The following is a 24925-nucleotide window of genomic DNA, read 5'->3' as shown; positions in this document are numbered from 1 at the left end:
GCCACGCTGTCCGCGATTTAGCGAAACTGCTGTCCGTCAGTTAGCGAAACCGCTGTCCCGTTTTTGCGAAATACGCAGAGAGCCCTTCAGCACCTCATTCACGCGACCGGATTCACGTCATATGTCGCAGCGATTCGACGGGAAGGGCCCGTAATGAAAGAGGCCGCCAAGTGAGGCGGCCGCTTTCTCACATGAATATTGCAATCGCAGCGATAGCAATGGGGCACAGCCCCAGCACCACAATGCTCGCTCTAAAAAGCAGGTCACTGGTCATGACACAACCTCTGCGTGAGGTTGGAATCTAACTCGGGATGACCACCAAAACAAAGTGCAGTTTGTGCCACGCTAGGAAATTAATCGTGCGCTAGATGAGAATAGGCCGTCAACTGAGGTGGCCCTACTGAGGTGGCCCTACTCTCCCAGCTCTCTGCGGATTCGGTCGCGGTGCTGAACGTGCAAAACCTGGCATGAGTAGAAGTTATCCAGAAGCTTCTTCGCTTCCGCTAGATCGTGCCCGTGATTGGCAAGGTGCTCGATCAGTCCCTCTTGCTCGGCAATGTGTCGTTCGCCTTGGGCAATATGCCGCTCGGCTTGCTCCAGATGGCGAAGCTGCATCTCGCGGTGCACTATTGTGGAATGGTTCGGCATGGCCGCGCTCCCTTCCTATGCAGGCGGGAGCGCTGTTGGTCTCGTCTCTCAGCCACCGACGCCTACGGGCAAAGCCTTGGCCGGTGATGATGCTATCGTATCACGTTCCGTTGCCCCCGGTTCGTTCTCTCAAGATTAAATTCCCTGATCTCGGTCAAAGGCGGGACGGGGATAGAACATCCGATGGGTCGCCTCGGTAGTCCTACTGAGAACACCGGCCAAGCTACGGTTTCCGTTCGCTTAATCCGAACAAGTACACCCCAAAAATCAAACTAGGATACGGGGACTTAAAGACGGACGGCATGAGTTGGGCGTCTCGCCCAAACAAAAAGACAGGGCTAGGCAGACATTTATGAAGTCGGCGCAGTACGCAGGCTTTATTGATTCAGCGACGGGGCGCTTTGTTAAGCCGGGAATTGTACAGCGCGATGAACCGCCGCCCGAAAGGCGCGAGGAGGAGAAGCGCCGGGACAGTGGCAATGATGGAAATGAACCGCCGGGTCTACATCCATTCGTGCAAGGCCTCTTGAAGGAATTGCCGAAGGCAGGAGAAGTCTGGCCAGAGGACAAACGGAAACTCTGGCTCGATACCGCCGCCAGCATCTTCAAAATGATCTACCGAAGCGAGCCAGCCGGAACAGAAGGGCTTTCTTGGCCGAACAATACGAAATGAAAGAGGCCGCCAACTGAGGCGGCCTTACTCTTGCGTCGGGTGAAGCTTTTTCTTCTCAGCTTCCATTTGCGCGATTGACGCGTTTAATCGCTCCAGCGTGAGGAGATCGAGCAGTTGCGCGGTGAAGCGTCGGAACTGCTCAATGCGCGTGTCCAAATCTTCGCATTTGCTGCACACAAGGTGCCTCACTCGCTGTTGTCTCGATGAGCCTTGATCTCCACGCGGGCGCTGGCGCTGTCGTAGATGGATCGTCGCAGCTCGGCCAACTGCGCGTCCCGCTGGTCTGCGAGCGCTTTTCGTTGATTGCGGAGCCTGTGGCTCTCTTCGATAGCAACCTGAGAACGGGCGAACATTGGATCAATCATCCGCACTTTTAGCGCCGCATCTCAATTCCCGCCCTCTCTTAGGTTAAGTCCGATTTTCTCTCGTCGAGCCCGTATCTGCTTTCCTCTTGTGGAAAGGGCTCGTGGGTTTTGCGACCCGCAAACGTATCCGGCACCGACTCGTTGAGGAGTTTGAGCGAGTGCTGGATTAGCTCGCGTGCGTAAACGGCGAGCTTTTCAAACCACAATTGGTCGGGACGATAGTTGCGCTGTTCGGCCATAGCCGCGCTCCCTGTTATGCAGGCGGGAGCGCTAGCCGGTCTCTCAGCCACCGACGCCTACGGGCAGAGCCTCGGCCGGTGATGAAGGGACAATACACCCGAACGTCTTTGGTTGCTGAGTTATTAAGGAACTCCGTTCACCAACGGAGAACCCCGGTAACACTTCTCCTCTGTGGAGGGAGAACACTTGGCGGACCATAAGTATTGCTATGTGCAGAACATCGGATTGGCGACTCAGTAGTCCTACCGAGAACATCGGCCAACCCTTGGTTGCCACAGGATTAAATCCAAACTAGGCCACTCGAAATTTCAAAGCAGGCCACTAGGGATGGAAACAGGCCAGTACCGGTCTGTTTGAAAGAACATATTGCGAACTTAGAACAAACGTGGTACGAGGTTCCAATCAACAACGCATTCCACCCGATCTCGTCGCCCGTTTTCCCGCTAGCGAATCCCCGCCATAAGGAGCACATCCCAAATGTCCGCCACCGCACTGCGTATCGTCGAAGGATCCTCCATGGACAAGTCCAAGGCCCTCTCAGCCGCGCTCTCCCAGATCGAGCGCCAGTTCGGCAAGGGCTCGGTGATGAAGCTCGGCAAGAACGACCGTTCGATGGATGTCGAGACGGTGTCGTCGGGGTCGCTCGGGCTCGATATTGCGCTCGGCGTTGGCGGTCTGCCGAAGGGACGCGTCGTCGAAATCTACGGGCCGGAATCCTCGGGCAAGACCACGCTGGCGCTGCACACCGTGGCGGAAGGCCAGAAGAAGGGCGGCATCTGCGCCTTCATCGACGCTGAACACGCGCTCGACCCGGTCTATGCGCGCAAGCTCGGCGTCAACATCGACGAGCTCTTGATCTCGCAGCCGGACACCGGCGAGCAGGCGCTGGAGATTTGCGACACGCTGGTGCGCTCCGGCGCGGTCGACGTGCTGGTGGTCGATTCGGTTGCAGCGCTGGTGCCGAAGGCCGAGCTCGAGGGCGAGATGGGCGATGCGCTACCGGGTCTGCAGGCCCGCCTGATGAGCCAGGCGCTGCGCAAGCTGACCGCCTCGATCAACAAGTCCCACACCATGGTAATCTTCATCAACCAGATCCGCATGAAGATCGGCGTGATGTACGGCTCGCCGGAGACCACCACCGGCGGCAACGCGCTGAAGTTTTATGCCTCGGTTCGTCTCGACATCCGCCGCATCGGCGCTATCAAGGAGCGCGACGAAGTCGTCGGCAACACCACCCGCGTCAAGGTGGTGAAGAACAAGCTGGCGCCGCCCTTCAAGCAGGTCGAGTTCGACATCATGTATGGCGAGGGCGTCTCCAAGATGGGCGAGATCCTCGACCTCGGCGTCAAGGCCGGCATCGTCGAGAAGTCCGGCGCCTGGTTCTCCTATGACAGCCAGCGGCTCGGCCAGGGTCGCGAGAATTCCAAGGCATTCCTGAAGTCGAATCCCGACATCACCGCCAAGATCGAAGCCGCGATCCGGCAGAACTCCGGCCTGATCTCCGAGCAGATCCTCGCCGGCACGCCCGAACGCGACGCCGAGGGCGAGGAGCCGACGGAGGAGTAAGTCTCCGGCATGATCCGGAAAAGTGCGAAGCGGTTTTCCCTCGCGACAAACGCGAAGCGTTTGTCCGGAGATCATGCTCAAATCATCACATGACTTCGCTGCAAGCGGGCGCTGAGGACGTTGAGTTGCCGACGTCTTCGGCGCCCGTTTGGTTTTGTGTGTCTTTTGTAAAGCAGTTGATCCTCAGCTTGCGGTGCTGATGCCATCGCGCGTAGCCGGAGAGCATCGTGACAAGTCTGATCCTGGCGACAAGTGAACTCGCGAGCTATCGCCTGAGGCAGGCGGGAAGGGCGGACATCGTCGTCGGGTTGAGGCCGCGCTTCGTTTGGGGGAAAATGCCCTCGTCGGATGACCTCACGACCCTGCTGGAACCGCGTTCCGCAAAGCATGTCGATTTCGACACGCACTGGCTCGACTTCGCCAGTTCAAGATGGACCGGCTCGATCGGTCGGGACATTGGGCTTGTCGAGTTGTGCGAGCGTTGCGATAGCGTCGAGCTATGGGCTGATCCCCAGCCGAATGACCAGTTGGTGCTGGCCTGGTTGCTCGACGTGCTCCGCCCGCACCGCCACATCGTAGCGAAGCTCAAGCTGGTCCAGACCGATGTCGAGATCGGCAGGTACCGAGGCGAGAGCTTGGCGAAATGGCGATTGCCTGCACTTGCGGTGACCGATGATCGGCTGGAATTGGCCGGTCGCGCCTGGAATGCCTATCGCGCTCCGACGCCCGAGCCCTGTTTCGACCTTCTCATGCAGGATCTGTCGGCCATCCCGCAGCTCCGCGCGGCGCTGATTGCGTTGCTGGAGGAGCTACCCGGGCAAGACACCGGCCTCGGCGCGTCCGAACTGCGAATGCTGGATCTCGTCGCCGACGGCGAGACAAGCCCACAGGTCCTTTCAAACGAGCTGAACCGGGAACGCGGCGTGTTCGATTTTCAGGAAGCGGAGCTGATCCTGGACCGGCTCGCCTATTGTCCATCACCGGTTCTGACCGGATTCCCCGCGGAGATCGAAGCGCCCGACGATCTGAAGGCCCGAAACAACCGACTCCTGCACAGTCGGCTGTCGCTCACCGATTTCGGCCAGGAAGTGTCGGATCGCGAGCTCGACTTCAGCCAGTACAACACGATCCATCGCTGGTGGGGCGGCACCGAACTGACCAATGAGCGGCTGTGGCGCTGGGACGCCGAGAGCCGCACTCTCGTCGCTCCGTAAGGCTTGTTCGAGCGACGCCAGCACGCGACGTTCTGATCTCTACGCCAGCGCCTTTTCCCGGCTCGCGATCAGCGCCCGCAAATCCTCGGTCACCGCGACCGATTGATGCGTCTTCTGGTCGGTCGCGACCCAGATGATCTCGCCGGTGGCGCGCAGGTCATCGGAGCCTTTGGCGAAGATCGCGAGCGCAAGATTGATCGAGGAGCGGCCGATCTTGGCGACCCGCACGCAGACCTCGATGTCCTCGTCGAACCGGATCGGAGCCTTGTACTCGACGACCGATTTCACGGTGTGGAAGTCGATGCCGGTCCGCGCCACCTCGCCGAGATAGTCGTAGCCGAGCGCCCGGAAATATTCGGTGATGGCGGTGTCGAAATAGGTGAGGTAGTGGGCGTTGAACACCACGGCCTGCGCGTCGACCTCCGAATAGCGGACGCGAAACGGGAAATGGAACCAGAATTCCTCGCGCATGTTTCCTCCTGCCGCGGGCGGGCCAGTCCGTCATTCCGGGGCGCGACGAAGTCGCGAATCCGGAATCCGGAAGTCGTGGATCGAGATTCCGGGTTCTCGCTTCGCGAGCCCCGGAATGACACCGAGTGAATCACGCGTCAGAGACGCAGCACGACGTAGCTGCAACAATGGTGCGCTTTACTCCGCCGCCTGCGCGTAATCCTCGACCGGCGGGCACGAGCACACCAGGTTGCGGTCGCCGTAGACGTTGTCGACGCGGCCGACCGGGCTCCAGTATTTGTCGGACCGTGACACGCCCTCCGGGAAGCAGCCTTCGGCGCGGGTGTAGGCCCGGTTCCAGGCATCGTCGGCGATGTCGTGTACGGTATGCGGCGCGTGGCGCAGCGGCGAGGCCTCGACCTTCCAGCGGCCCTTCTCGATCTCCGCGATTTCGTCGCGGATCGCGATCATGGCGTCGCAGAACCGGTCGATCTCGAACTTCGATTCCGATTCCGTCGGTTCGATCATCAGCGTGCCCGCCACCGGGAAGCTCATGGTCGGCGCGTGGAAGCCGTAGTCGATCAGGCGTTTTGCGATGTCGTCGACGGTGACGCCGCTGGTCGTCTTCAGCGGCCGCGGATCGACGATGCACTCATGCGCAACGCGGCCGCGCTCGTTGCGGTACAGCACCGGAAAGTGCGGCTGCAGCCGTGCGGCGATGTAGTTGGCGTTGAGGATCGCGATCTCGGTGGCGCGCGTCAGGCCTTCGCCGCCCATCATCAGGATGTAGATGTAGGAGATGGTCAGGATCGACGCCGAGCCGAACGGCGCAGCCGATACCGCGCCGATGGCGTGCGCCGTCGCTCCGTCGGTTGCGGGATGGCCCGGCAGATAGGGCGCAAGATGCGCCTTCACGCCGATCGGGCCCATGCCGGGGCCGCCGCCGCCATGCGGAATGCAGAAGGTCTTGTGCAAATTGAGATGGCTGACATCGGCGCCGTAGTCGCCGGGCCGCGACAGTCCGACCTGCGCGTTCATGTTGGCGCCGTCGAGATAGACCTGGCCGCCATGGGCATGCACGATGTCGCAGATCTCGCGGATATGCTCCTCGAACACGCCGTGGGTCGACGGATAGGTGATCATGACCGCGGCAAGGTTGGCGGAGTGCTTCTCCGCCTTGGCGCGAAGATCATTGACGTCGACGTCGCCGCGAGCATCGCACGCGACGACCACGACCTCCATGCCGACCATCGCAGCCGAGGCCGGATTGGTGCCGTGCGCGGAGGAGGGGATCAGGCACACCTTGCGGTGCGGCTCGCCGCGCGCGAGGTGATAGCCGCGGATCGCCAGCAGCCCGGCATATTCGCCCTGCGCGCCGGAATTCGGCTGCAGCGAGACTGCGTCATAGCCGGTGATGTCGCACAGCCATTGCTCCAGCCGCTTGAACAGCGCGTGATAGCCCTTGGCCTGATCCGCCGGCGCGAACGGATGCAGATTGCCGAACGCCGGCCAGGTCAGCGGGATCATTTCGGTGGTGGCGTTGAGCTTCATCGTGCAGGAGCCGAGCGGGATCATCGCGCGGTCGAGCGCGAGGTCACGATCGCTGAGCTTGCGCATGTAGCGCAGCAGCTCGGTCTCGGAACGATGCGTATTGAACACCGGATGGCTGAGGAAGGCGCTGGTGCGCCGCAGCTCCTTCGGCAGCGCCTCGTGCGCACCGGCCTCGATCTCGGCATAGCTGAGCTTGCCGCCGAACACGCGCCACACCGCCTCGACCGTCTCCGGCGTCGAGGTCTCGTCGAGCGCGATGCCGAGCGTGGTCGCGCCGATGCGCAGATTGATCCGCTCCGCCTGCGCGCGGGTGACGAGCTCGATCTGCTTGCTACCTGTCTCGACGGTCACGGTATCGAAGAACGCTTCGGTGGTCGGCGCAAAGCCGAGCTTGCGCAGGCCGGCGGCAAGCACGGTGGCGCGGCGATGCACGCTGCGTGCGATATGGGTCAGGCCCTCGGGACCGTGATAGACCGCATACATCGAGGCGATCACGGCGAGCAGCACCTGCGCGGTGCAGATGTTCGAGGTCGCCTTCTCGCGGCGGATATGCTGCTCGCGGGTCTGCAGCGCGAGGCGATAGGCGGGCTGCCCACGCGAATCCACCGAGAGGCCGACGATGCGGCCGGGCAGCGAGCGCTTCAGCGTGTCGCGCACCGCCATATAGGCGGCGTGCGGTCCGCCATACCCCATCGGCACGCCGAACCGCTGCGCCGAACCGATCGCGATGTCGGCGCCGAGCTCGCCGGGCGAGGCGAGCAGCGTCAGCGACAGCAGGTCCGCCGCGACGATCGCAAGCGCGCCCTTGGCGCGCAGCGACGCGATGGCAGGCTTGAGGTCGCGTACTGCGCCCGACGTTCCCGGATATTGCAGCAGCGCGCCGAGCACATCGGCGTTGTCGAGCTCGGTCAGGGGATCGCCGACCACCAGCGCCCAGCCCAGCGGCGCGGCGCGCGTGCGCATCACCGCCACCGTCTGCGGATGCACCTCCTTGTCGACGAAGAACACCTTCGCCTTGACCTGCGAGTGGCGCTCGGCGAGCGCCATCGCTTCCGCCGCTGCCGTCGCTTCGTCGAGCAGCGAGGCGTTGGCGACGTCGAGCCCGGTGAGATCGCAGATCATGGTCTGGAAGTTGAACAGGGCCTCGAGCCGGCCCTGGCTGATCTCCGGCTGGTACGGCGTATAGGCGGTGTACCAGGCCGGGTTCTCCAGAATGTTGCGCTGGATCACCGCGGGCAGGATGGTGCCGGAATAGCCCTGGCCGATCAGCGAGGTGAACATCTGGTTCTGCGCGGCGAGCTCGCTCATATGCGCGAGCGCCTCGGTCTCGCTCAGCGCCCGGCCGAGATCGAGCGGCGCCTTCTGCCGGATCGACGCCGGCAGCGTCTCGTTCATCAGCGCCTGCAGGCTCGCGGCGCCGACCGTCTCCAGCATCGCGTTGACGTCGCGCGGCGACGGTCCGATGTGGCGGCGGACGAAATCGGTGGCGGCTTCGTTGATCGGCTTGAAGGGCGCGTTCATGACGTGATCCTCGGAGTGATCCTTTAGGCGGTGTGCGCGGCGTAGGCGGCCTCGTCCATCAGGCCGCCGAGCTCGCCCTTGTCGGCAATCTTCAGCTTGAAGAACCAGGCCTTGCCGCCGGCGTCGGAATTGACCAGCGCGGGCTCGGCGGCGAGCGCGTCGTTGACCTCGACCACCTCGCCGGAGATCGGCGCGTAAACGTCGGAGGCGGCCTTGACGGATTCGACGACAGCGGCGGCCTCGGCCTTCTTCAGGCTGCGGCCGACCTTGGGCAGTTCGACGAACACGACGTCGCCGAGCTGCGACTGCGCATAGTCGGTGATCCCGATCGTGGCGACGTCGCCCTCGATGCGGAGCCATTCGTGGTCGGACGTGTACAGCGTCGTCATGGGGTCGATCCTTTGGCGTTCAGCGTTTGTAGGTATTGGGGACGAAGGGCGTAGCGGCGACTTTCAGCGGCAGCCGCTGGCCGCGCACTTCGGCGAAAACGGTGGTGCCGACGGCGGAAAGGGCCGTGGGCAGGTAGCCCATCGCAACCGGCGCATTGAGGCTCGGGCCGAAGCCGCCCGAGGTCACCTTGCCGATCTGCTCGGTCGAGCCGGCATCGGCGAACAGCGCGGCGCCTTCGCGCACCGGTGCGCGGCCGTCAGGCTTCAGGCCGACCCGTCGGCGCGCAGCGCCATCTGCGAATTGCGCGAGAATTTTGTCGGCGCCGGGGAAGCCGCCGGCGCGGGCGCCGCCGCTGCGGCGAACCTTCTGCACCGACCATTCCAGCGCGCCTTCGACCGGTGTCGTCGTGGTGTCGATGTCATGGCCATAGAGGCACAGCCCGGCTTCGAGCCGCAGGCTGTCGCGCGCGCCGAGCCCGATCGGCAACACGTCGGGATTGTCGAGCAGCGCGGTGACCAGGGCTTCCACCTTGTCCGCGGGCACGGAAATCTCAAAGCCGTCCTCGCCGGTATAGCCGGAGCGCGAGACGAAGCAGTCGACGTCACTGAGCCGGCGCGCACCGGCATCCATGAATTTCATCGAACCGACATCTGCACAAAGTTTCGCCAGCGCCGATTCGGCTTTAGGGCCCTGCAGCGCGATCAGCGCGCGGTCGGCCAGCGAGATGATCTCGCAGGCGTCGGAGAGATTCGCGCGCAGATGCGCCTCGTCCTCGGCCTTGCAAGCGGCGTTGACCACCAGGAACAGGTGATCGCCGAAATTCGCCACCATCAGGTCGTCGAGCAGGCCACCGTCATTGTTGGTGAATTGCGCGTAGCGCTGCCGTCCCGGCGCGATACCGACGATGTCCTGCGGCACCAGTTTTTCCAGCGCGAGCGCGGCATCCGCGACCTTGCCGGATTTGGCCTTCAGCACGAGCTGGCCCATGTGCGACACATCGAACAGACCGGCTTCCTTGCGGGTGTGCAGATGCTCCTTCAGCACGCCGGCCGCGTATTGCACCGGCATGTCATAGCCGGCGAACGGCACCATCTTGGCGCCGCGCGCCAGATGCAGCGCGTGCAGCGGGGTCTGTTTCAGCGGGGAGGTTTCGCGCGCAAGCATCACAGGGCCCTCGCGGTTCCCGCCGGGGACCTATTTCCCCTTGAGAAACCTGCAGAAAGCCCCATCTGTCGCTGTGCCTGAGAGTATTATCCCGTCGGCGGACGCATCGGGGCGAACCCCAGCGTCTCTTTCCAGATGTCAGACGTCACGCGGTCCTTTTGCCTGAGAGTTTCCGGGGCGGTTGCTCCTTCGGCGCCGGCGATAAGGCCGGTCTCTCCCGACGTGACTAGGTATAGGTAGGTAGAAAACACGGCGCCACCAAGACTGTCAACGCAGCTGCAGCAACTATCCAATGGGCTTTGTGCTGCCGCGGCAAGCCCATGATCCGCCTGCACAGTTTCTGGACACCGCAGCTGGCAATGTCTAAAAGCGTTCGGCCGGAAAATGACGCCTTTTTGCGGCTGGCCGGCCCCTTTTTCCGATTGGATGAACATGAGCAGCGTCAACGACATCAGGTCGACATTTCTGAACTTCTTCAAGGAGAACGGGCACGAGATCGTGGCCTCGTCGCCGCTGGTTCCGCGCAACGACCCGACCTTGATGTTCACCAATGCCGGCATGGTGCAGTTCAAGAACGTCTTCACCGGCGTCGAGAAGCGCGGCTATCAGCGCGCCACGACGTCGCAGAAGTGCGTGCGCGCCGGCGGCAAGCATAACGACCTCGACAATGTCGGCTACACCGCGCGCCATCTCACCTTCTTCGAGATGCTCGGCAACTTCTCGTTCGGCGATTACTTCAAGGAGCGCGCGATCGAGCTCGCCTGGAATCTGATCACCAAGGATTTCGGGCTGAAGAAGGACAAGCTGCTGGTCACCGTCTACCACACCGACGACGAGGCGGCCGGCTACTGGAAGAAGATCGCGGGCTTCTCGGACGACCGCATCATCCGCATCCCGACCTCGGACAATTTCTGGGCGATGGGCGACACCGGCCCGTGCGGACCGTGCTCCGAAATCTTCATCGACCGCGGCGAGCACATCTGGGGCGGCCCTCCGGGCAGCCCGGATGAGGATGGCGATCGCTTCCTCGAATTCTGGAACCTGGTGTTCATGCAGTACGAGCAGGTGACGAAGGAGGAGCGCGTGGCGCTGCCGCGTCCCTCGATCGACACCGGCATGGGGCTCGAGCGCATGGCCTGCATCCTGCAGGGCGTCGAGAGCGTGTTCGAGACCGATCTGTTCCGCAATCTGATCGATGCCGCCGCGTCTACCCTCGGGCACGGTCCGAACGAGCAGAACGTTGGGTCGTATCGGGTGATCGCGGACCATCTGCGCTCGTCCGCGTTCCTGATCACCGACGGCGTGCTGCCGTCGAACGAGGGCCGCGGCTACGTGCTGCGCCGGATCATGCGCCGCGCGATGCGCCATGCACAGCTTTTGGGCGCGAGCGAGCCGCTGATGCATCGCCTGGTCTGGGCGCTGGTCCGCGAGATGGGCCAGGCCTATCCGGATCTGGTCCGTGCGGAGAAGCTGATCGAGGAGACGCTGCGGCTGGAGGAGACGCGCTTCCGCAAGACGCTGGCGCGCGGCCTGTCGATCCTCGACGAGAAGAGTGCCGGCCTCAAGAAGGGCGACATGTTCGACGGCGACACCGCGTTCACGCTGTACGACACCTACGGCTTCCCGCTCGATCTGACGCAGGACGCGCTGAAGTCGCGCGGCATCAGCGTCGACCAGGCGTCGTTCACCGACGCGATGGAGCGGCAGCGCGTGAAGGCGCGTGCCTCCTGGGCAGGTTCGGGCGAGGCGGCGAGCGAGGCGATCTGGTTCCCGCTGCGCGAGAAGCTCGGAGCGACCGAATTCCTCGGCTACGAGACCGAGAGCGCGGAAGGCGCGGTGACGGCGCTGATCAAGGACGGCGCGGAGGTCGAAAGCCTCAAGGCCGGCGAGAGCGGCGCGATCGTGCTGAACCAGACCCCGTTCTACGGCGAGTCGGGCGGCCAGGTCGGCGACCTCGGCGTGCTCACCGGCGAGGGCGTCAAGTTCCGCGTCACCGACACGCAGAAGAAGGCCGGCGATCTGTTCGTGCATCTCGGCACCGTGGAGCAGGGCACGCTGACCATCGGCACTGCGCTGCAGCTCGAGGTCGACCACGCCAGGCGTTCGTCGATCCGTGCCAACCACTCGGCGACGCATCTGTTGCACGAGGCGCTGCGCCAGGTGCTCGGCGATCACATTGCGCAGCGCGGCTCGCTGGTCACGCCCGACCGGCTGCGCTTCGACTTCGTGCATCCGAAGCAGATCACACCGGAAGAGCTCGCCCGGATCGAGGACATCGCCAACGATGTCGTGCTGGAGAATGACGAGGTCACGACCCGCGTCATGGGCGTCGACGATGCCCGCGAGGCCGGCGCCCGCGCGCTGTTCGGCGAGAAATACGGCGACGAGGTTCGCGTCGTGTCGATGGGCAAGGGCGCCCGCGATCACGGCCAGAACGCGCTTGGCTGGTCGGTCGAGCTCTGCGGCGGCACTCATGTGCGCCGCACCGGCGACATCGGCCTGATCTCGGTGACCAGCGAGGGCGCGGTGGCGTCCGGCGTCCGCCGCATCGAGGCGCTGACCGGACGTCACGCGCGCAAGCACGCCAACGACACCATCGCGCTGGCCAAGACCGCGGCGCTGGAGTTGCGCACCACGATCGACGACGTGCCGGCGCGCATCGCCGCGCTGATGGAAGAGCGCAAGAAGCTCGAGCGCGATCTGTCTGACGCCCGCAAGAAGCTCGCGATGGGCGGCGGCAGTGCGTCGAACGGCGCCGCCTCGGCCGTTCGTGAGGTCGGCAATGTCAAGCTGCTGGCGCGCGCGGTCGAGGGCGTCGAGACCAAGGATCTCAAGAGTCTCGTCGACGACGGCAAGAAGCAAATCGGCTCGGGCGTGGTCGCGATCGTTGGCGTCACCGAGGACGGCAAGGCCGGCATCGTGGTCGGCGTCACTGCCGATCTGACCGCGCGGTTCAACGCGGTCGAGCTCGTGCGCAAGGGCTCCGAGGTGCTCGGCGGCAAGGGCGGCGGCGGCCGGCCCGACATGGCGCAGGCCGGCGGGCCCGACGGCGCCAAGGCCGACGCCGCGCTGTCGGCGATCGAACAGGCCATGACCCAACAGGCATCGGCCGGCGCCTGACGGAGAGGCTGATCGTGGCGACGGCTCCGCTCAAGCCCACGATCGGCGATCCCGGGCTGCGCGACCGTCTCTACGAGCTGCTCGAACGCGATGATCTGCCGCATTCGGGCGGCTTGCGGTTTGCCCGGGTCATCGTCGCCATCATCGCCGTCGATGTGCTGGCGGCGATCCTGGCCTCCGTGCCCGAGATCGACGCGCAGTTCAGCTGGCTGCTGACGACCATCGAGATCGCGGCGGTCATCGCCTTCGCGCTGGAATATGCCGCGCGGCTCTGGAGCGTGGTCGGCCACTCGCTGCGCGACATGACGCCGGCGCGGGCGCGGCTGGAATACGCCTTCTCGGCGCTCGGCGTGATCGACCTGCTGGCCTTCCTGCCGTCGGCCGTCGCGCTTGCGATCGGCGACAAGACCGCGCTGCTGCTGTTCGGCATGCTGCCGTTCCTCAAGCTGGTGCGCTATTCGACCGCGATGCGCTCGCTGCTGGCGGCGCTACATGCCGAGCGGCGCACGCTGTTCGGCTGCGTGGTGATCCTGACCGGCGCCGTGCTGCTGTTTGCCTCGCTGCTCTATGCCATCGAGCACAGGGTGCAGCCGGACAAGTTCGGCACCATGCCGCAGGCGATGTGGTGGGCGATCGTGACGCTCGGCACCGTCGGTTACGGCGACGTCGTCCCGATTACGCCGCTCGGCCGGACCGTCACGGTGGTCGCGATCGTGGTCGGCTTCGCGATGATCGCGCTGCCGGTCGCGATCATCTCGACCGCGTTCGCCGACGAGGTCCGGCGCCGCGACTTCGTCGTGACCTGGGGCATGCTGGCGCGGGTGCCGCTGTTCTCACATCTTGGCGCTGCCGATATTTCCGACATCATGCGCTTGCTGCGGTCGCAGACCATCGAGGCCGGCGAGGTCTTGGTGCGGCGCGGCGATGCGGCGTCATCGATGTATTTCATCACCGCGGGCGAGGTCGAGATCGACCTGCCGAGCCAGCTTGTGCGGCTTTCCGACGGCGCGTTCTTCGGCGAGATCGCGCTGCTGCGGCGGACCAGCCGCTCCGGCACGGTGACGGCGACGCGCAAGACCAAGCTGCTGGTGCTCGATGCGCAGGACTTCCATGCCCTGATCGAGCGCATGCCGGCGCTCGCCGCCCATGTCCGGGAGACCGCGGAGGCGCGGCTTGCCGATCCGCTTGCGGCCGGCGGCGACCTGGCCGCCGCGGAGATCGCCCAGGCGCCGCGCGAGACCGACGGCGGCATCCGCGACTAGAATCTCATTCCGATTGAATCGGAACGAGGCTCTCGATTCTTCGTTTGGCGCGTTTCTTCACGCGAACCGGTATCCACTTCGCTCGAAAACGCTTAGTCCCGCCGCAGGAACACGTAATCCGCCGAGTAGGCCGCGCCTTTCAGCGCGCCTGATTTGTCGCAGGCGCCGCTGAGCTCGCCGCCCGAGGTGTTGATCCGCTGCACGGTTGCGACGCCGGAGAGCAGGCCGTTGCCGCGGTGGGCGATCACCTCGAGCTTCAGCCAGGGAATATCGGCGGCGGTGGTGCCGGGTGCGCTGCCGGCGGTGCGGGCGGTCACGACACTGCCGTCGACATGCTCCCAGTTCGGACCCGCATAATGCCGGCCGACCGTGCGACCGTCGGCGATCAGGGTCGCGATCGGTTCGCGGAACGACCAGGCGAGCTTGCCGTCGCTGACCGGCTTGCACTCATAGACCTGCACGCCCTCGGCATGGACGGTGAGGATCTTGGACTCGCCAGGCGCCGCGACGGCGTCGGGCAGGGGATCGGCAGCGAATGCCGCCGACGCGGTTAGCGAGAACGATGCGAGCACGACGGCTCTGACAAGGGCCATGGTCATGCTCGCACCTGTCTTCCCAGGATGACGGCCTCAGGCCGCGATCGCCTTCACGAGGTTGTCGGACACCTTGTCGAGGAATCCGGTGGTCGAGAGCCAGCGCTGGTCGGCACCGACCAGGAGCGCGAGGTCCTTGGTCATATAGCCCTCTTCGACGGTGGCGACGCAGACCTTCTCCAGGGTGGTGGCGAACTTGGCCAGCGCCTCGTTGTTGTCGAGCTTGGCGCGATGGGCGAGGCCACGGGTCCAGGCGAAGATCGACGCGATCGAGTTGGTCGAGGTCTCCTTGCCCTTCTGGTGCTCGCGGTAGTGGCGGGTCACGGTGCCGTGGGCGGCCTCGGCTTCCACGGTCTTGCCGTCCGGGGTGAGCAGCACCGAGGTCATCAGGCCGAGCGAGCCGTAGCCCTGGGCCACGGTGTCGGACTGCACGTCGCCGTCATAGTTCTTGCAGGCCCAGACATAACCGCCGGACCATTTCAGCGCCGAGGCCACCATGTCGTCGATCAGGCGGTGCTCGTAGGTCAGGCCCTTGGCGTCGAATTCCTTCTTGAACTCGCGGTCGAACACGTCCTGGAAGATGTCCTTGAAGCGGCCGTCATAGACCTTCAGAATCGTGTTCTTGGTCGACAGATAGACGGGGTAGTTGCGCATCAGGCCGTAGTTGAACGAGGCGCGGGCGAAATCGGTGATGGAGTCGTCGAGATTGTACATCTCCATCGCGACGCCGGCGCCGGGCGCCTTGAACACTTCCTTCTCGATGACGGTGCCGTCCTCGCCGACGAACTTCAGCGACAGCGTGCCCTTGCCGGGGAACTTGATGTCGGTGGCGCGGTACTGGTCGCCATAGGCATGGCGGCCGATGATGATCGGCTTGGTCCAGCCGGGAACCAGGCGCGGCACGTTCTTGCAGATGATCGGCTCGCGGAAGATGCAGCCGCCGAGGATGTTGCGGATGGTGCCGTTCGGCGACTTCCACATCTGCTTCAGGCCGAACTCCTTCACCCGGGCCTCGTCGGGAGTGATGGTGGCGCATTTGACGCCGACGCCGACCTTCTTGATGGCTTCGGCGGCGTCGATGGTCACCTGGTCGTTGGTCTCATCGCGGTATTCCATGCCCAGATCGAAATAGAGCAGTTCGACATCCAGGAACGGGTTGATCAGCTTGTCCTTGATGTACTGCCAGATGATCCGGGTCATCTCGTCGCCATCGAGCTCGACGACGGGGTTGGATACCTTGATTTTTGCCATGACGGGGAGGCCCTCTTGGGAACGGCGCGCTTTTGACGGCGGGGGTGGAAAATACGCCTGCGCTATAGCACCGCCCGGGGGCGGGCGAAAGCGCACCGGTATGCACTTTCAGCCCATCTTTTCACCGAGAACCGCCATTCTGGACGGACCAGAATAGCGCCTCTCGGCCCTTGTTCTTGACGGGTTTTCTTCACGCGAACCGGTGCCCGCTTCGCTTGAAAACCATCTAAAACGCCGCCTGCGTCGCGGTCCCGGCCACGATGTACCAGGTCACGAACAGGCCCGCGATCAGGGCGCCCGGCAGGCTCGATCCGGTCCGCCGCCAGGTGAACGTCGCGATCACGGCGACGATCGCGAGCAGGGGCACGAACTGGATCGCGACGATGGTCGAGAGCGGCACGAAACCGGGGTCCGGGACCGGGTTGAACAGCTTTCCCGTCAGCCACAGCGTGCCGTATTGCAGCACCAGCAACACGATGAAACCGAACGTCAGCGCCAGGATGTTGGTCAGGTACAGCGCCCCGCGCGGCGCATCCATGGTCGAGAAATTCCGGTGCAGCACGTGCAGCGCCACGACGAAAAACGCCGTGAACGGAATCAGATAGATCAGGAAGATGAGGAATTGCTTCGCGCTCATCAATTTGAGTGCGACGATCCAGAAGCGGAAGTCGATCTTGAAGGCGAGGTCGGCAAGCCACAGCGCGGCGTAGCCGACCGCGACCGAAGCCAGCGCGATCACGACGGATTGACCGACGAGGCCGGTCCGGCTGGCGCGGTTCGGGGCGAACCGCATCAGGGCGAGCGTGATCAGGCCGTTGATGATGGCCCAGACCAGGATCTGGTTGGTGATGCCCTGCGGCAGGAATGCGCTGGGGGCCACGAAGGTGCCGCCCAGCGCGAAGGCCGGATAATAGGTCAGCGCCGGGATGAAGGCGGACAGGATGAACGCCGTGGTCCAGCGCCGGCCCTTGGCAGCCTCATGCGGTGGCATGGTGCCGTCGGCAACCGCCGGCAGCCGGAGGCGGGAGAACGTCTTGGCTTCCAGCAGCCCGTCGAACGTCCCGATGACAAGGGCAATGAAACCGATGAGGGCGATGAGCGTGCCGATCTCCTTGCGGAACCAGATCTGATCGTCGACCGGGCGCGGGGTGCCGCCCTTCAACGTCTTGGCGAACCAGTCCAGGCTGTAGCCGATCGTTTCATGCGAGATGTGCTCCGCCGGATGGGTCATCGCCGGGGTGTACAGCGCCCGCGCGGTGCCGTTGGCTGGATCGCCATAGACCTTGCCCGGCTCGACCGCGCCTTGGGTGCCGAACAGCGCCCAGAGCTTTGGGCTCGTGGTGACGTCGCGGGCCAGCTGGACGCCCCACATCAGGTCGGGGAATTCCTCATACTGGGCGAACACCAGCGCGGTGTTGCGCGGCCACGACGTGGTGCCCTCGGCCGCGAACGGCTTGCCGGTGGACGAGCCCTCCAGCACCATCGACTTGTAGTCGTTGGGCTGAGCTGCGGCGGCGGCCAGCACGGTCCAGCCGCCCATCGAATGGCCCTCGAGCCCGATATTCTCCTTGTCGACGAATTGGAGGCTGCGGAGATAGGCAAGGCCGTCAGGTCCGCCAAAACCGTTGGCGAAGGAGGGCGGGTCGCTGTAGCCATGGCCGGTCTGGTCGAGCGCCAGCACGACATAGCCACGGCGGGCGAACTCGATGGCGAAGCCGTCCTGGGTCTCGCGAGAATTGATGTAGCCGTGAACGGCGAGGATGCCGGGCGCCGGAATCTGCGCGGTCGCGTTCGGCGGGACATAGAGCAGGGCACTCATGGTGTTGCCCTTGGCGCCGTTGAAGCGGACATCCTCGATCCGGATGCTGCCGGCGGTCTGCGTGAAGTGGGCGAGCAGGCCCCCCGCCACGATCAAGATCAGGCCCAAAATCGCCAGCGTCCATCTGCCCCGCATCGTCGTCCCCCCAAGGTGCCTCGCCGTTGAAACCGGCGTCTCAAGCGTGCCTTTACAGCTTCGCTTTGGTTGTGGTTGATAGCCTATCCGAAGGCCAAGTGCGCGCAAAGCGGCAGCCTTCGCTTCTTGCGATTGGGATTCCGATTGAGGATTCGCAAACGCCGCTAACCCTGTTATCTGCTTGGAGAAAATGGTCCCGCGCAAAACCGGTGCAAAGCTGGTCGGTGCGGTCCTGGACCCCTGCATGAGATTTTGAATCAGCGTCCTCAGAAGCTGATTCAAAATCTTCAGACGTTGAATCAGAAAGTGAAGTGAGATGTCCGGCACCGACAAGACCAAGGCAGGGCACGACCTTGCCGGTCCCGTCGTCATCCTGGTCGAACCGCAGCTTGGCGAGAACATCGGCATGGCCGCGCGCGCGATGGGCAACTTCGCGCTGTCGAGGATGCGCATCGTCAACCCGCGCGACGGCTGGCCGAACATTGCCGCCCAGCGCGCGGCCGCAGGCGCCGACCACATCATCGGTTCCGTCGAGCTGTTCGACAACGTCGAGCAGGCGATCGCCGATCTCACGCTGGTGTTTGCGACCACCGCCCGGGCCCATGACCAGGCCAAGCCGGTGGTCGGGCCGGAGGGCGCGGCGGGTGAGATCGTCGGCCATGTCGCGTCGGGCGGCGGCGCCGGCATCCTGTTCGGGCGCGAGCGCGCCGGCCTGACCAATGAGGAGGTCGCGCTCGCCAACCGCATCATCACCTTCCCGGTCAACCCAGGCTTCGCCTCGCTCAATCTGGCGCAGGCGGTGCTGTTGATGGGCTACGAGTGGTTCAAGCTCTCGACCGCGGGCACGCTGCCGTTCGCGATGCCCGAGCGGTCCGAGCCGGCCTCCCAGCACCAGATGCAGGCGTTCTTCGACAACCTCGTCGCCGAGCTCGACAAGGTCGAGTTCCTGCGGCCGGCGGAGAAGCGCGACACCATGCTGGTAAACCTGCGCAACATCTTCACGAGGATGGATCCGACCAAGCAGGACATGCACACGCTGCACGGCGTGGTGATGGCGATCGCCGAGGGCCGCAAGGGCCCGGCAAAGGGCGGCGTGCTCGACGGCGCCCAGGCGACGCGGTTGCGGGCGCTGCTCGCCGAGCAGGGGCAGGGCGGCGCGACCGCCGACAGCAGCAGCACGGTGCGCGGCCTCGCCCGGCTGCTCCGCCGCAACCCGACCGACGCCGAACGGACCCTGTGGCAGGCGCTGACGCGGGACCGCCGCTTCGCCGGTCAGTTCAAGCGCCAGACCCCGGTCGGCCGCCACATCCCCGACTTTGTCTCCTTCGTGCACCGGCTTGCGATCGAGCTGGTCAACCCGAACGAGAGCGAGGCCATCGGTGCCGACCGTGCCAAGCGCAGAGCCTGGCTCGAGGCGCGCGACTATCGGGTGGTCGACATGCAGGTGGCCGATGTCGAGCGCGACCTCGACGCCGAGCTGTTGCGGCTGGAGGCGGGGCTGCGGCAGGAGCGGTAGCTTACGCTGCCGTTCCGTCCGCGTCGTTCGCGTGGATTCGGGCGCGTAGCTCCCTCCACGTGTCGTCCCGGCGAAGGCCGGGACCCATACGCCGCGGCTCATGTTGTTGAAGAGATTCGTCGTTCCACCGTCGCAAGACAATCAGCATTTATGGTTATGGGTCCCTGCTTTCGCATGCTTTCGCAGGGACGACACCGAATGTGTTGCGCGATCGTTGAGTCATACATCCACGTTCTCGCGCCTCGCTTCGCCGAGCTTTGCATCTCGTTTCGCCGCTCTGATTACAGAAGGCGCCGCGCGGCGCGGATGGCGTGGTATCTGTCTTCACGATCCAGCAGGCAGCATCTCGCTAGGCTCGTGCCGACACGAGCCACAGACCCACATGCAGGTCGCGCCCATCCGCTCCGAGGCTTGCGGCGAGCGCGTTGCGTACCGCTTCCATGGCGCGATGACGTTGATCGTCCGTGGCATTCTCGAGCAGCGCAGGCAGCGGGCCGGCCTGCGTGATGAAGGCCATGCTTTGCGTGATGTCGCCGCCATGGATCGGCACGTCGGTGGCCTTGAGCGCAATCTCGTGAAACCCGGCCTCGGTCAGGATGCCGCGAACGCGATCCTCGCGCGCGAACGAAAACATCCCGGGCGCCAATGGATCGAGCGGCGGCTGTGGCGGCACGTGCGCTCGGGCCGCCTCGATCGGTACGCGAAACCACGGCGACTCCGGCATGGTGCGAAAACAGACGAACACCAGCCGCCCGCCCGCTCTCATGCCGCCGCGGATGTTGGTGAAGGCCTTGACCGGGTCATCGAAGAACATCAGGCCAAAACGCGAATACACCAGATCCGCCCAGCGCGGTTCGAAGCCGTAGATCGTTGCGTCGGCCAGCGCACAGGTCACGTTGCCAAATCCCGCCTCGGCGACACGATGCCTGGCCAGATCCAGCATCGGGACCGAGATATCGACACCCACCACAGCACCCGACGGACCAACAACCTTGGCGAACGCCAACAGCGTGTCACCGGTGCCGCATCCGATATCGATGACACGCTCACCCGGCTTTGCCGCCGCGGCACCCAGGCTGACGTTGGTGACCGACGTGAAGACATCGCTGATCACGGCTTGCTGCGAAACCCATGAGTGCCCCATGGTGCTGTTCCAGAACTCTGCTCCCCGTGGGTTTGGCGTGGGCGTCTGCATTTGATCAATCTCCTGGTGCTAAAAATTCGACGGTGTGTCGGCTGAAACAAACTGCACAAAATTCCGGATCGAACGCGAGGCTGAAATCTCCGTACCGGGCATTAGCGAATTGCAGCCGACGTGCTTTGCATCTCGGCTCTAGGCCATCAGGACGTCTTCGCGCGATCCGCATCTGATCGATGCTGGACGGCGCTCAGGTGGTGGATTCATTGCCGCCGCCCTTCGGCTTGGAAATCGGAGGGATGCAGCTACCGAAGCGTGGATCGAGCGGATCGTAGCGCGACCTCATTCTCGCAAAAATATAGAGCGCCGCCAGTGCGAAGGCGCCGAGCAACAGCAGGCCCCATGCAGGTGGCGGACCTGCAACCAAAAGCACTGCTGCTCCAACGAGGACTAACGCGATAATGCCCGAAGACAGTTTTGAAGCCATGACCGGCTCCGCAGTTAGCGCAAGGACGGGATACTACCCCCGAAATCGATCTATTGGCGAGAGGCCGGCTGCGACACGCCAGCGCAGATATTTCCACCTGGGGGACGGAGCGACGGCCTGTTCGCTCACGGCCGCGAACGTCACTATTGCGAGTTAGAGGTTGAGTTCGCTCCGGCTCACGTACTCACTGTCGCGTGGATGGCGCGGCAATGTTGCGCTAGCGCGTCGTGCGAGACCACGAATTGCTTCAACGGCGTCTCGATGTCGTAGAAGTAGATGTTGGCCACGAAGCCATAGATGCCGGCATCGATGGTCGTCGGCCTGTCGCCATGCACATAGCCACGGCTCGGGATCAGGCTCGCCAGTGCAGCGAGATCGGCGAGCCCGCGGGCCATCGCGGCGTCGGGCTCGAAGCGGCCGATACCCTGGTAATAATAGCGCTGGGCGTTGAACTCCTTGGCCTTCATCAAGCCGTCGTCGGTGAGGGCTGGATGCTCGCGCTTGAGCGCGTCGCGGAATTGGGGCCAATAGCGCGCGTCCTGCCAGCGCGAATAGGACATCACCCAGTAGAGATCGTCGAGCGTCCGCGTGACGAGGAGGTTGGTCGTGCGCTGCGCCGGCGTCAGCGCGGCATCCAGCGTCACGTCATATTTTCCGGTGACATAGGCGAGGATGGTCTCGCTGTCGCCGACAGTGTCGTCGCCGTCGACGACATAGGGCAATTGCTTGCGCGGCGCCTTCGATGCATCGAAGATGTGCTCGTGCCGGAACGGCACGCCGGCGAGCTTCAGAAAAGCGAATACCTTCAGACCATAGCCATTGTTGTCGGCAACGCCGAACAACGGCGGATAGGAATAGAGCGTGAGCATGATGGCTCGCCACGTTCGAGGTCGCTACACGCTACCTCAGAATCCGTCGGCTGGATACGTCGGGCAGGCAAGCCCGCCTGTTGCGCCGCAACGCCTGAAACGATTGCCTACAATCCGTAGTTGATGTCTTATTGTCGTCCTCGTCCCGGGTCGGGCGATTTTTACGGACATTTTTCAGGGAGGAATTGCGATGCTGCGGACGTACTTCTCATGCCTGTTCGTGACTGCCTTTTCGCTGTCTGCAATGGCCGCCGACGGTGATCCAAAGCAGAAGGCCGAAGCGATTGCTTCCGAATATGCGGCGAGTTTCAACAAGCAGGATGGTGCGGGAATTGCCGCGCTGTTCGCGGCCGGTGGCGTCCACGTCAATCCCGCGGGGCCGCGCTCCGACATTGCGGAGTTTTATCAAGGCGCCTTCAAGGCCGGGTTCGACCATGAGGAAATAACGGTGGACCAGGCATGGCCATTGGGCTCGGACATGGCGCTCGCCATCGGCGGGTATCGCATCTCGGGCAAGAACCAAAGCGGCGCGCCTATCGAGACAGCGGGCATCTGGACAGCAACTTACGTGACCGAGGGAGGCAAGCTCAAAATTCGCTTGCTGTCGGCGATGCCCAAGCCGCCGCCGAAGTAGCAGGGGCATCCGGACGGACGATACCGCCGCGCGCTTCGGCGCGCGGCTTCGATGAAGTCTACCGGCGCAGTTCGCGCCAGCGGTGCACGCCCGGGACGATCACGCCTTCGAGATCCCGCCGTCGATCACCGGTCCCATCGGCTCGTAGCGCTCGCCGCTGAAACGCACCAGTTGCAGCTGCTCGAGCGGATAATAGTCTGATGGCGAGGTGTTGATCCGGATGCCGGGCAGCAGCATGTCGGATTCGAAATCCTTCAGGTTGGCCGCCTGCTTGATGATGCTTTCGGACGAGACGTCGTCGCCGCACTGCTTGAGCACCTGGACCAGGATCTGGCTGGTGAGATAGCCGGTGACCGCGTAGATGTCGTTCTTGGCGGCGGCCGGATCATATTTGTCGAGGAACGCGCGCCATTTCTGGATGGCGGGATCGCTGTCCCAGGCGGCGTCGACGGGATCCTTCAGGTAGGCGCTCGAAATGATCCCCTTGGAGACGTCGAAGCCCGCGGCTTTCAGCGTCGAGCCGGCGGAGGAGGCGTTGTTGCCGATGTAGTGCGCCGGTTGCCAGCCGAGCTCGGCGATCTTCTTGATGCCTTGGGCGGCGAATTTTGGTGTGGTCATGCTCATGAACACGTTGGCGCCGGCGGATTTGCAGCGGACCACCTGGCTGTCGATGGTCGGGTCGGCGGTCTCATAGGACAGCTCCGCCACGATTGCGGACGTCCTGGCGCCAAGTCCGTCCTTGAAGCCCTTCAGCACGTCGCGGCCGAAATCGTCGTTCTGGTAGACGATGCCGATTTTGGGATCGTTCTGTGTCGACAGCACATGCTGCGCGAAGGCGCGGCCCTCGATCTGGTAGCAGGGCTGGAAACCCATGGTGTAGGGGAAATTCTTGTAGTCGCCGAACTTGGTCGCGCCCGAGGCAATGAAGAGGTGCGGGACCTTCTTCTGGTTCATGTACTTCATGATCGCCGCGTTGGTCGGCGCGCCGAGCGGCGCAAACAGCACGTCGATCTCGTCGCCTTCGACCAGCTTGCGCGCCTGCTCGACAGTCTTGGCCGGGCTGTAGGCATCGTCATAGGTGATATACTTGATCATGCGGCCATTGATGCCGCCTTGCTCGTTGATCATCTTGAAATAGCCGCCGGGGGTGCGGCCGATCGACGAATAGACCGCGGCCGGTCCCGAATAGGCGTCGATGTTGCCGATGACGATCTCGGTCTTGCCCTCCGTCTTGCCTCTGGCGATCGCGGGCCTGCCGAGCAGCAGCGCGGCTGACGTGGCCGCGGCGCCCTTGATGAGATGACGGCGCGATAGCCGGGGCGAACGGTTCCTTGTCATTGTAGTCCTCCGCTTCTTCTTGTTGGCCGTTTTGGCATTATTGGCCGTTTGGCAGCCTCTGACGGGCATGTCGGCGCGCAGCATTCCACAGCGGTGCTTTGGGACTTGTGTGCAGTCGCTACCATCTGAAATTTTCGCGCGATGTCAGCCGCGGAGGCCGCGTTCCCCCATCCTCGGTTACCGACATGCCGTCCGGGATTGCTATACTGCGGCGACTGTCGTGGTGATCTCAGCAGGGTGGACCGATGGCGAAAGTGTTGGAAGGCAAGGTGGCGGCCGTGACCGGGGCGGCGTCGGGGATTGGACTGGCGAGCAGCGCGGCGATGCTGGCCGCGGGGGCGCGCGTGGTGATGGTCGACCGCGATGCCGTCGCGCTGCAAGCGCTCGCCCGCAACCACGGCGATGCGGTGGTCCCGCTGGTGATCGACCTGCTCGATCCCGCGCAGTGTGCAACCTTGCTGCCCAAGGTGCTCGAGAAGGCCGGCCAGCTCGACATCCTGCACGCCAATGCCGGCATCTATGTCGGCGGCGACCTCGTCGATGCCGACACCGCGGCGATCGACCGGATGCTGAACCTCAACGTCAACGTCGTGATGAAGAACGTGCACGACGTGCTGCCGCACATGATCGCGCGCGGCACCGGCGACATCATCGTCACGAGCTCGCTCGCCGCGCATTTCCCGACGCCGTGGGAGCCGGTCTATGCGTCGTCGAAATGGGCGGTCAACTGCTTCGTGCAGACGGTGCGGCGCCAGGTGTTCAAGCACGGCATCCGCGTCGGCTCGATCTCGCCCGGGCCCGTGATCAGCGCGCTGCTGGCGGACTGGCCGCCCGAGAAGCTTGCGGAGGCCAAGGCGGCCGGAAGCCTGCTGGAGGCCAGCGAAGTCGCCGAGGTCGTGATGTTCATGCTGACCCGGCCGCGCGGCATGACGATCCGCGACGTCGTGATGCTGCCGACGAATTTCGACCTGTAACGGCGAG

At 64.0% G+C, this 24925-nt stretch carries 22 protein-coding genes and 1 riboswitch; of the genes, 8 read left to right on the top strand and 14 right to left on the bottom strand.

Going from position 1 to position 24925, the window contains the following annotated elements; all coding sequences use genetic code 11:
• Positions 1 to 411: 411 nt before the first annotated feature.
• On the bottom strand, positions 412 to 648 hold the full coding sequence (locus tag Q2M23_RS26465) for a hypothetical protein (RefSeq protein WP_316397571.1): 237 nt from the start codon (positions 646 to 648) through the stop codon (positions 412 to 414).
• Positions 649 to 1000: 352 nt separating this feature from the next.
• Between Q2M23_RS26465 and Q2M23_RS26460 the strand changes: the two genes are divergently transcribed.
• On the top strand, positions 1001 to 1321 hold the full coding sequence (locus Q2M23_RS26460) for a hypothetical protein (RefSeq protein WP_316397570.1): 321 nt from the start codon (positions 1001 to 1003) through the stop codon (positions 1319 to 1321).
• A 185-nt stretch (positions 1322 to 1506) separates the two neighbouring features.
• Here the strand turns inward: Q2M23_RS26460 and Q2M23_RS26455 are convergent, their stop codons facing one another.
• Both Q2M23_RS26455 and Q2M23_RS26450 read right to left on the bottom strand, forming a co-directional pair.
• Positions 1507 to 1674 (bottom strand): hypothetical protein, encoded by a 168-nt coding sequence (locus Q2M23_RS26455; protein WP_316397569.1) that lies wholly within the window; start codon positions 1672 to 1674, stop codon positions 1507 to 1509.
• A 50-nt stretch (positions 1675 to 1724) separates the two neighbouring features.
• Positions 1725 to 1925: a hypothetical protein gene (locus tag Q2M23_RS26450; RefSeq protein WP_316397568.1), complete on the bottom strand. Its 201-nt coding sequence runs from the start codon at positions 1923 to 1925 to the stop codon at positions 1725 to 1727.
• Positions 1926 to 2403: 478 nt separating this feature from the next.
• Between Q2M23_RS26450 and recA the strand changes: the two genes are divergently transcribed.
• On the top strand, positions 2404 to 3492 hold the full coding sequence (gene recA, locus Q2M23_RS26445; RefSeq protein ID WP_092090369.1) for a recombinase RecA: 1089 nt from the start codon (positions 2404 to 2406) through the stop codon (positions 3490 to 3492).
• Positions 3493 to 3719: 227 nt separating this feature from the next.
• Positions 3720 to 4706 (top strand): hypothetical protein, encoded by a 987-nt coding sequence (locus Q2M23_RS26440; protein ID WP_316397567.1) that lies wholly within the window; start codon positions 3720 to 3722, stop codon positions 4704 to 4706.
• A 39-nt stretch (positions 4707 to 4745) separates the two neighbouring features.
• Here Q2M23_RS26440 and Q2M23_RS26435 read toward each other — a convergent pair whose 3' ends face one another.
• From Q2M23_RS26435 to gcvT, 4 genes are all read right to left on the bottom strand, one after another.
• Complete coding sequence (locus tag Q2M23_RS26435) at positions 4746 to 5177, bottom strand: acyl-CoA thioesterase (RefSeq protein ID WP_225164343.1); 432 nt, start codon at positions 5175 to 5177, stop codon at positions 4746 to 4748.
• A gap of 177 nt (positions 5178 to 5354) precedes the next feature.
• Entirely contained in the window at positions 5355 to 8228 is a 2874-nt protein-coding gene (gene gcvP, locus Q2M23_RS26430; RefSeq protein ID WP_316397566.1) for an aminomethyl-transferring glycine dehydrogenase, read from the bottom strand.
• A 23-nt stretch (positions 8229 to 8251) separates the two neighbouring features.
• Positions 8252 to 8617 (bottom strand): glycine cleavage system protein GcvH, encoded by a 366-nt coding sequence (gene gcvH / locus Q2M23_RS26425; protein ID WP_057018368.1) that lies wholly within the window; start codon positions 8615 to 8617, stop codon positions 8252 to 8254.
• A 19-nt stretch (positions 8618 to 8636) separates the two neighbouring features.
• Complete coding sequence (gene gcvT, locus Q2M23_RS26420) at positions 8637 to 9782, bottom strand: glycine cleavage system aminomethyltransferase GcvT (RefSeq protein ID WP_316397565.1); 1146 nt, start codon at positions 9780 to 9782, stop codon at positions 8637 to 8639.
• Positions 9783 to 9923: 141 nt separating this feature from the next.
• Positions 9924 to 10012, bottom strand: a riboswitch (glycine riboswitch).
• Positions 10013 to 10214: 202 nt separating this feature from the next.
• Here gcvT and alaS point away from each other — a divergent pair.
• The gene (alaS, locus tag Q2M23_RS26415; RefSeq protein WP_316397564.1) at positions 10215 to 12902 is read left to right on the top strand and encodes an alanine--tRNA ligase; all 2688 of its coding nucleotides are present in this window, start codon (positions 10215 to 10217) and stop codon (positions 12900 to 12902) included.
• 11 nt (positions 12903 to 12913) lie between these two features.
• Positions 12914 to 14164, top strand: coding sequence for a cyclic nucleotide-gated ion channel (locus Q2M23_RS26410; RefSeq protein WP_316397574.1), 1251 nt, complete (start codon positions 12914 to 12916; stop codon positions 14162 to 14164).
• Positions 14165 to 14256: 92 nt separating this feature from the next.
• On the opposite strand, the gene Q2M23_RS26405 is transcribed toward Q2M23_RS26410, so the two are convergent.
• The 3 genes from Q2M23_RS26405 to Q2M23_RS26395 form a co-directional block, all read right to left on the bottom strand.
• Positions 14257 to 14763 carry a DUF3455 domain-containing protein gene (locus Q2M23_RS26405; RefSeq protein ID WP_410469768.1) on the bottom strand — a complete coding sequence of 169 codons (507 nt, stop codon included), beginning with the start codon at positions 14761 to 14763 and terminating at the stop codon, positions 14257 to 14259.
• A 30-nt stretch (positions 14764 to 14793) separates the two neighbouring features.
• Positions 14794 to 16008, bottom strand: a complete 1215-nt coding sequence (locus tag Q2M23_RS26400; RefSeq protein ID WP_016848511.1) for an NADP-dependent isocitrate dehydrogenase — start codon at positions 16006 to 16008, stop codon at positions 14794 to 14796.
• Positions 16009 to 16234: 226 nt separating this feature from the next.
• Positions 16235 to 17962: an alpha/beta hydrolase family protein gene (locus Q2M23_RS26395; RefSeq protein ID WP_316397562.1), complete on the bottom strand. Its 1728-nt coding sequence runs from the start codon at positions 17960 to 17962 to the stop codon at positions 16235 to 16237.
• A 316-nt stretch (positions 17963 to 18278) separates the two neighbouring features.
• On the opposite strand from Q2M23_RS26395, the gene Q2M23_RS26390 reads away from it, so the two are divergent.
• Entirely contained in the window at positions 18279 to 19478 is a 1200-nt protein-coding gene (locus tag Q2M23_RS26390; protein WP_316397561.1) for a TrmJ/YjtD family RNA methyltransferase, read from the top strand.
• 349 nt (positions 19479 to 19827) lie between these two features.
• Here the strand turns inward: Q2M23_RS26390 and Q2M23_RS26385 are convergent, their stop codons facing one another.
• The 3 genes from Q2M23_RS26385 to Q2M23_RS26375 form a co-directional block, all read right to left on the bottom strand.
• A complete protein-coding gene (locus Q2M23_RS26385) occupies positions 19828 to 20673 on the bottom strand; it encodes a class I SAM-dependent methyltransferase (protein WP_316397560.1) in 846 nt (281 codons plus the stop codon).
• Between the two features lie 193 nt (positions 20674 to 20866).
• The gene (locus Q2M23_RS26380; protein ID WP_253607924.1) at positions 20867 to 21103 is read right to left on the bottom strand and encodes a hypothetical protein; all 237 of its coding nucleotides are present in this window, start codon (positions 21101 to 21103) and stop codon (positions 20867 to 20869) included.
• Positions 21104 to 21279: 176 nt separating this feature from the next.
• Positions 21280 to 21972 (bottom strand): glutathione S-transferase family protein, encoded by a 693-nt coding sequence (locus Q2M23_RS26375; RefSeq protein WP_316397559.1) that lies wholly within the window; start codon positions 21970 to 21972, stop codon positions 21280 to 21282.
• Between the two features lie 190 nt (positions 21973 to 22162).
• Between Q2M23_RS26375 and Q2M23_RS26370 the strand changes: the two genes are divergently transcribed.
• The gene (locus Q2M23_RS26370) at positions 22163 to 22606 is read left to right on the top strand and encodes a nuclear transport factor 2 family protein (protein WP_316397558.1); all 444 of its coding nucleotides are present in this window, start codon (positions 22163 to 22165) and stop codon (positions 22604 to 22606) included.
• Positions 22607 to 22705: 99 nt separating this feature from the next.
• Here Q2M23_RS26370 and Q2M23_RS26365 read toward each other — a convergent pair whose 3' ends face one another.
• Positions 22706 to 23944, bottom strand: a complete 1239-nt coding sequence (locus Q2M23_RS26365; protein WP_141340025.1) for an ABC transporter substrate-binding protein — start codon at positions 23942 to 23944, stop codon at positions 22706 to 22708.
• A gap of 245 nt (positions 23945 to 24189) precedes the next feature.
• Here Q2M23_RS26365 and Q2M23_RS26360 point away from each other — a divergent pair, with 245 nt between their 5' ends.
• Positions 24190 to 24918, top strand: coding sequence for an SDR family oxidoreductase (locus tag Q2M23_RS26360; RefSeq protein ID WP_316397557.1), 729 nt, complete (start codon positions 24190 to 24192; stop codon positions 24916 to 24918).
• The last annotated feature ends 7 nt before the right edge of the window (positions 24919 to 24925 follow it).

Source organism: Bradyrhizobium sp. 33ap4 (genome assembly GCF_032654765.1).
In the GTDB taxonomy this organism is placed as follows: Bacteria; Pseudomonadota; Alphaproteobacteria; order Rhizobiales; family Xanthobacteraceae; genus Bradyrhizobium; species Bradyrhizobium australafricanum.
Note: the sequence above shows the minus strand (reverse complement) of the source record. Positions and strands in the feature narration are given on the sequence as shown.

Excerpts from the sequence above, each read along its gene's own strand:
- Q2M23_RS26465 (WP_316397571.1), bottom strand. The coding sequence starts at position 648 with ATGCCGAACCATTCCACAATAGTGCACCGCGAGATGCAGCTTCGCCAT.
- Q2M23_RS26460 (WP_316397570.1), top strand. The coding sequence starts at position 1,001 with ATGAAGTCGGCGCAGTACGCAGGCTTTATTGATTCAGCGACGGGGCGC.
- Q2M23_RS26455 (WP_316397569.1), bottom strand. The coding sequence starts at position 1,674 with ATGTTCGCCCGTTCTCAGGTTGCTATCGAAGAGAGCCACAGGCTCCGC.
- Q2M23_RS26450 (WP_316397568.1), bottom strand. The coding sequence starts at position 1,925 with ATGGCCGAACAGCGCAACTATCGTCCCGACCAATTGTGGTTTGAAAAG.
- recA (WP_092090369.1), top strand. The coding sequence starts at position 2,404 with ATGTCCGCCACCGCACTGCGTATCGTCGAAGGATCCTCCATGGACAAG.
- Q2M23_RS26435 (WP_225164343.1), bottom strand. The coding sequence starts at position 5,177 with ATGCGCGAGGAATTCTGGTTCCATTTCCCGTTTCGCGTCCGCTATTCG.
- gcvP (WP_316397566.1), bottom strand. The coding sequence starts at position 8,228 with ATGAACGCGCCCTTCAAGCCGATCAACGAAGCCGCCACCGATTTCGTC.
- gcvH (WP_057018368.1), bottom strand. The coding sequence starts at position 8,617 with ATGACGACGCTGTACACGTCCGACCACGAATGGCTCCGCATCGAGGGC.
- gcvT (WP_316397565.1), bottom strand. The coding sequence starts at position 9,782 with ATGCTTGCGCGCGAAACCTCCCCGCTGAAACAGACCCCGCTGCACGCG.
- alaS (WP_316397564.1), top strand. The coding sequence starts at position 10,215 with ATGAGCAGCGTCAACGACATCAGGTCGACATTTCTGAACTTCTTCAAG.
- Q2M23_RS26405 (WP_410469768.1), bottom strand. The coding sequence starts at position 14,763 with ATGACCATGGCCCTTGTCAGAGCCGTCGTGCTCGCATCGTTCTCGCTA.
- Q2M23_RS26400 (WP_016848511.1), bottom strand. The coding sequence starts at position 16,008 with ATGGCAAAAATCAAGGTATCCAACCCCGTCGTCGAGCTCGATGGCGAC.
- Q2M23_RS26395 (WP_316397562.1), bottom strand. The coding sequence starts at position 17,962 with ATGCGGGGCAGATGGACGCTGGCGATTTTGGGCCTGATCTTGATCGTG.
- Q2M23_RS26390 (WP_316397561.1), top strand. The coding sequence starts at position 18,279 with ATGTCCGGCACCGACAAGACCAAGGCAGGGCACGACCTTGCCGGTCCC.
- Q2M23_RS26385 (WP_316397560.1), bottom strand. The coding sequence starts at position 20,673 with ATGCAGACGCCCACGCCAAACCCACGGGGAGCAGAGTTCTGGAACAGC.
- Q2M23_RS26380 (WP_253607924.1), bottom strand. The coding sequence starts at position 21,103 with ATGGCTTCAAAACTGTCTTCGGGCATTATCGCGTTAGTCCTCGTTGGA.
- Q2M23_RS26375 (WP_316397559.1), bottom strand. The coding sequence starts at position 21,972 with ATGCTCACGCTCTATTCCTATCCGCCGTTGTTCGGCGTTGCCGACAAC.
- Q2M23_RS26370 (WP_316397558.1), top strand. The coding sequence starts at position 22,163 with ATGCTGCGGACGTACTTCTCATGCCTGTTCGTGACTGCCTTTTCGCTG.
- Q2M23_RS26365 (WP_141340025.1), bottom strand. The coding sequence starts at position 23,944 with ATGACAAGGAACCGTTCGCCCCGGCTATCGCGCCGTCATCTCATCAAG.
- Q2M23_RS26360 (WP_316397557.1), top strand. The coding sequence starts at position 24,190 with ATGGCGAAAGTGTTGGAAGGCAAGGTGGCGGCCGTGACCGGGGCGGCG.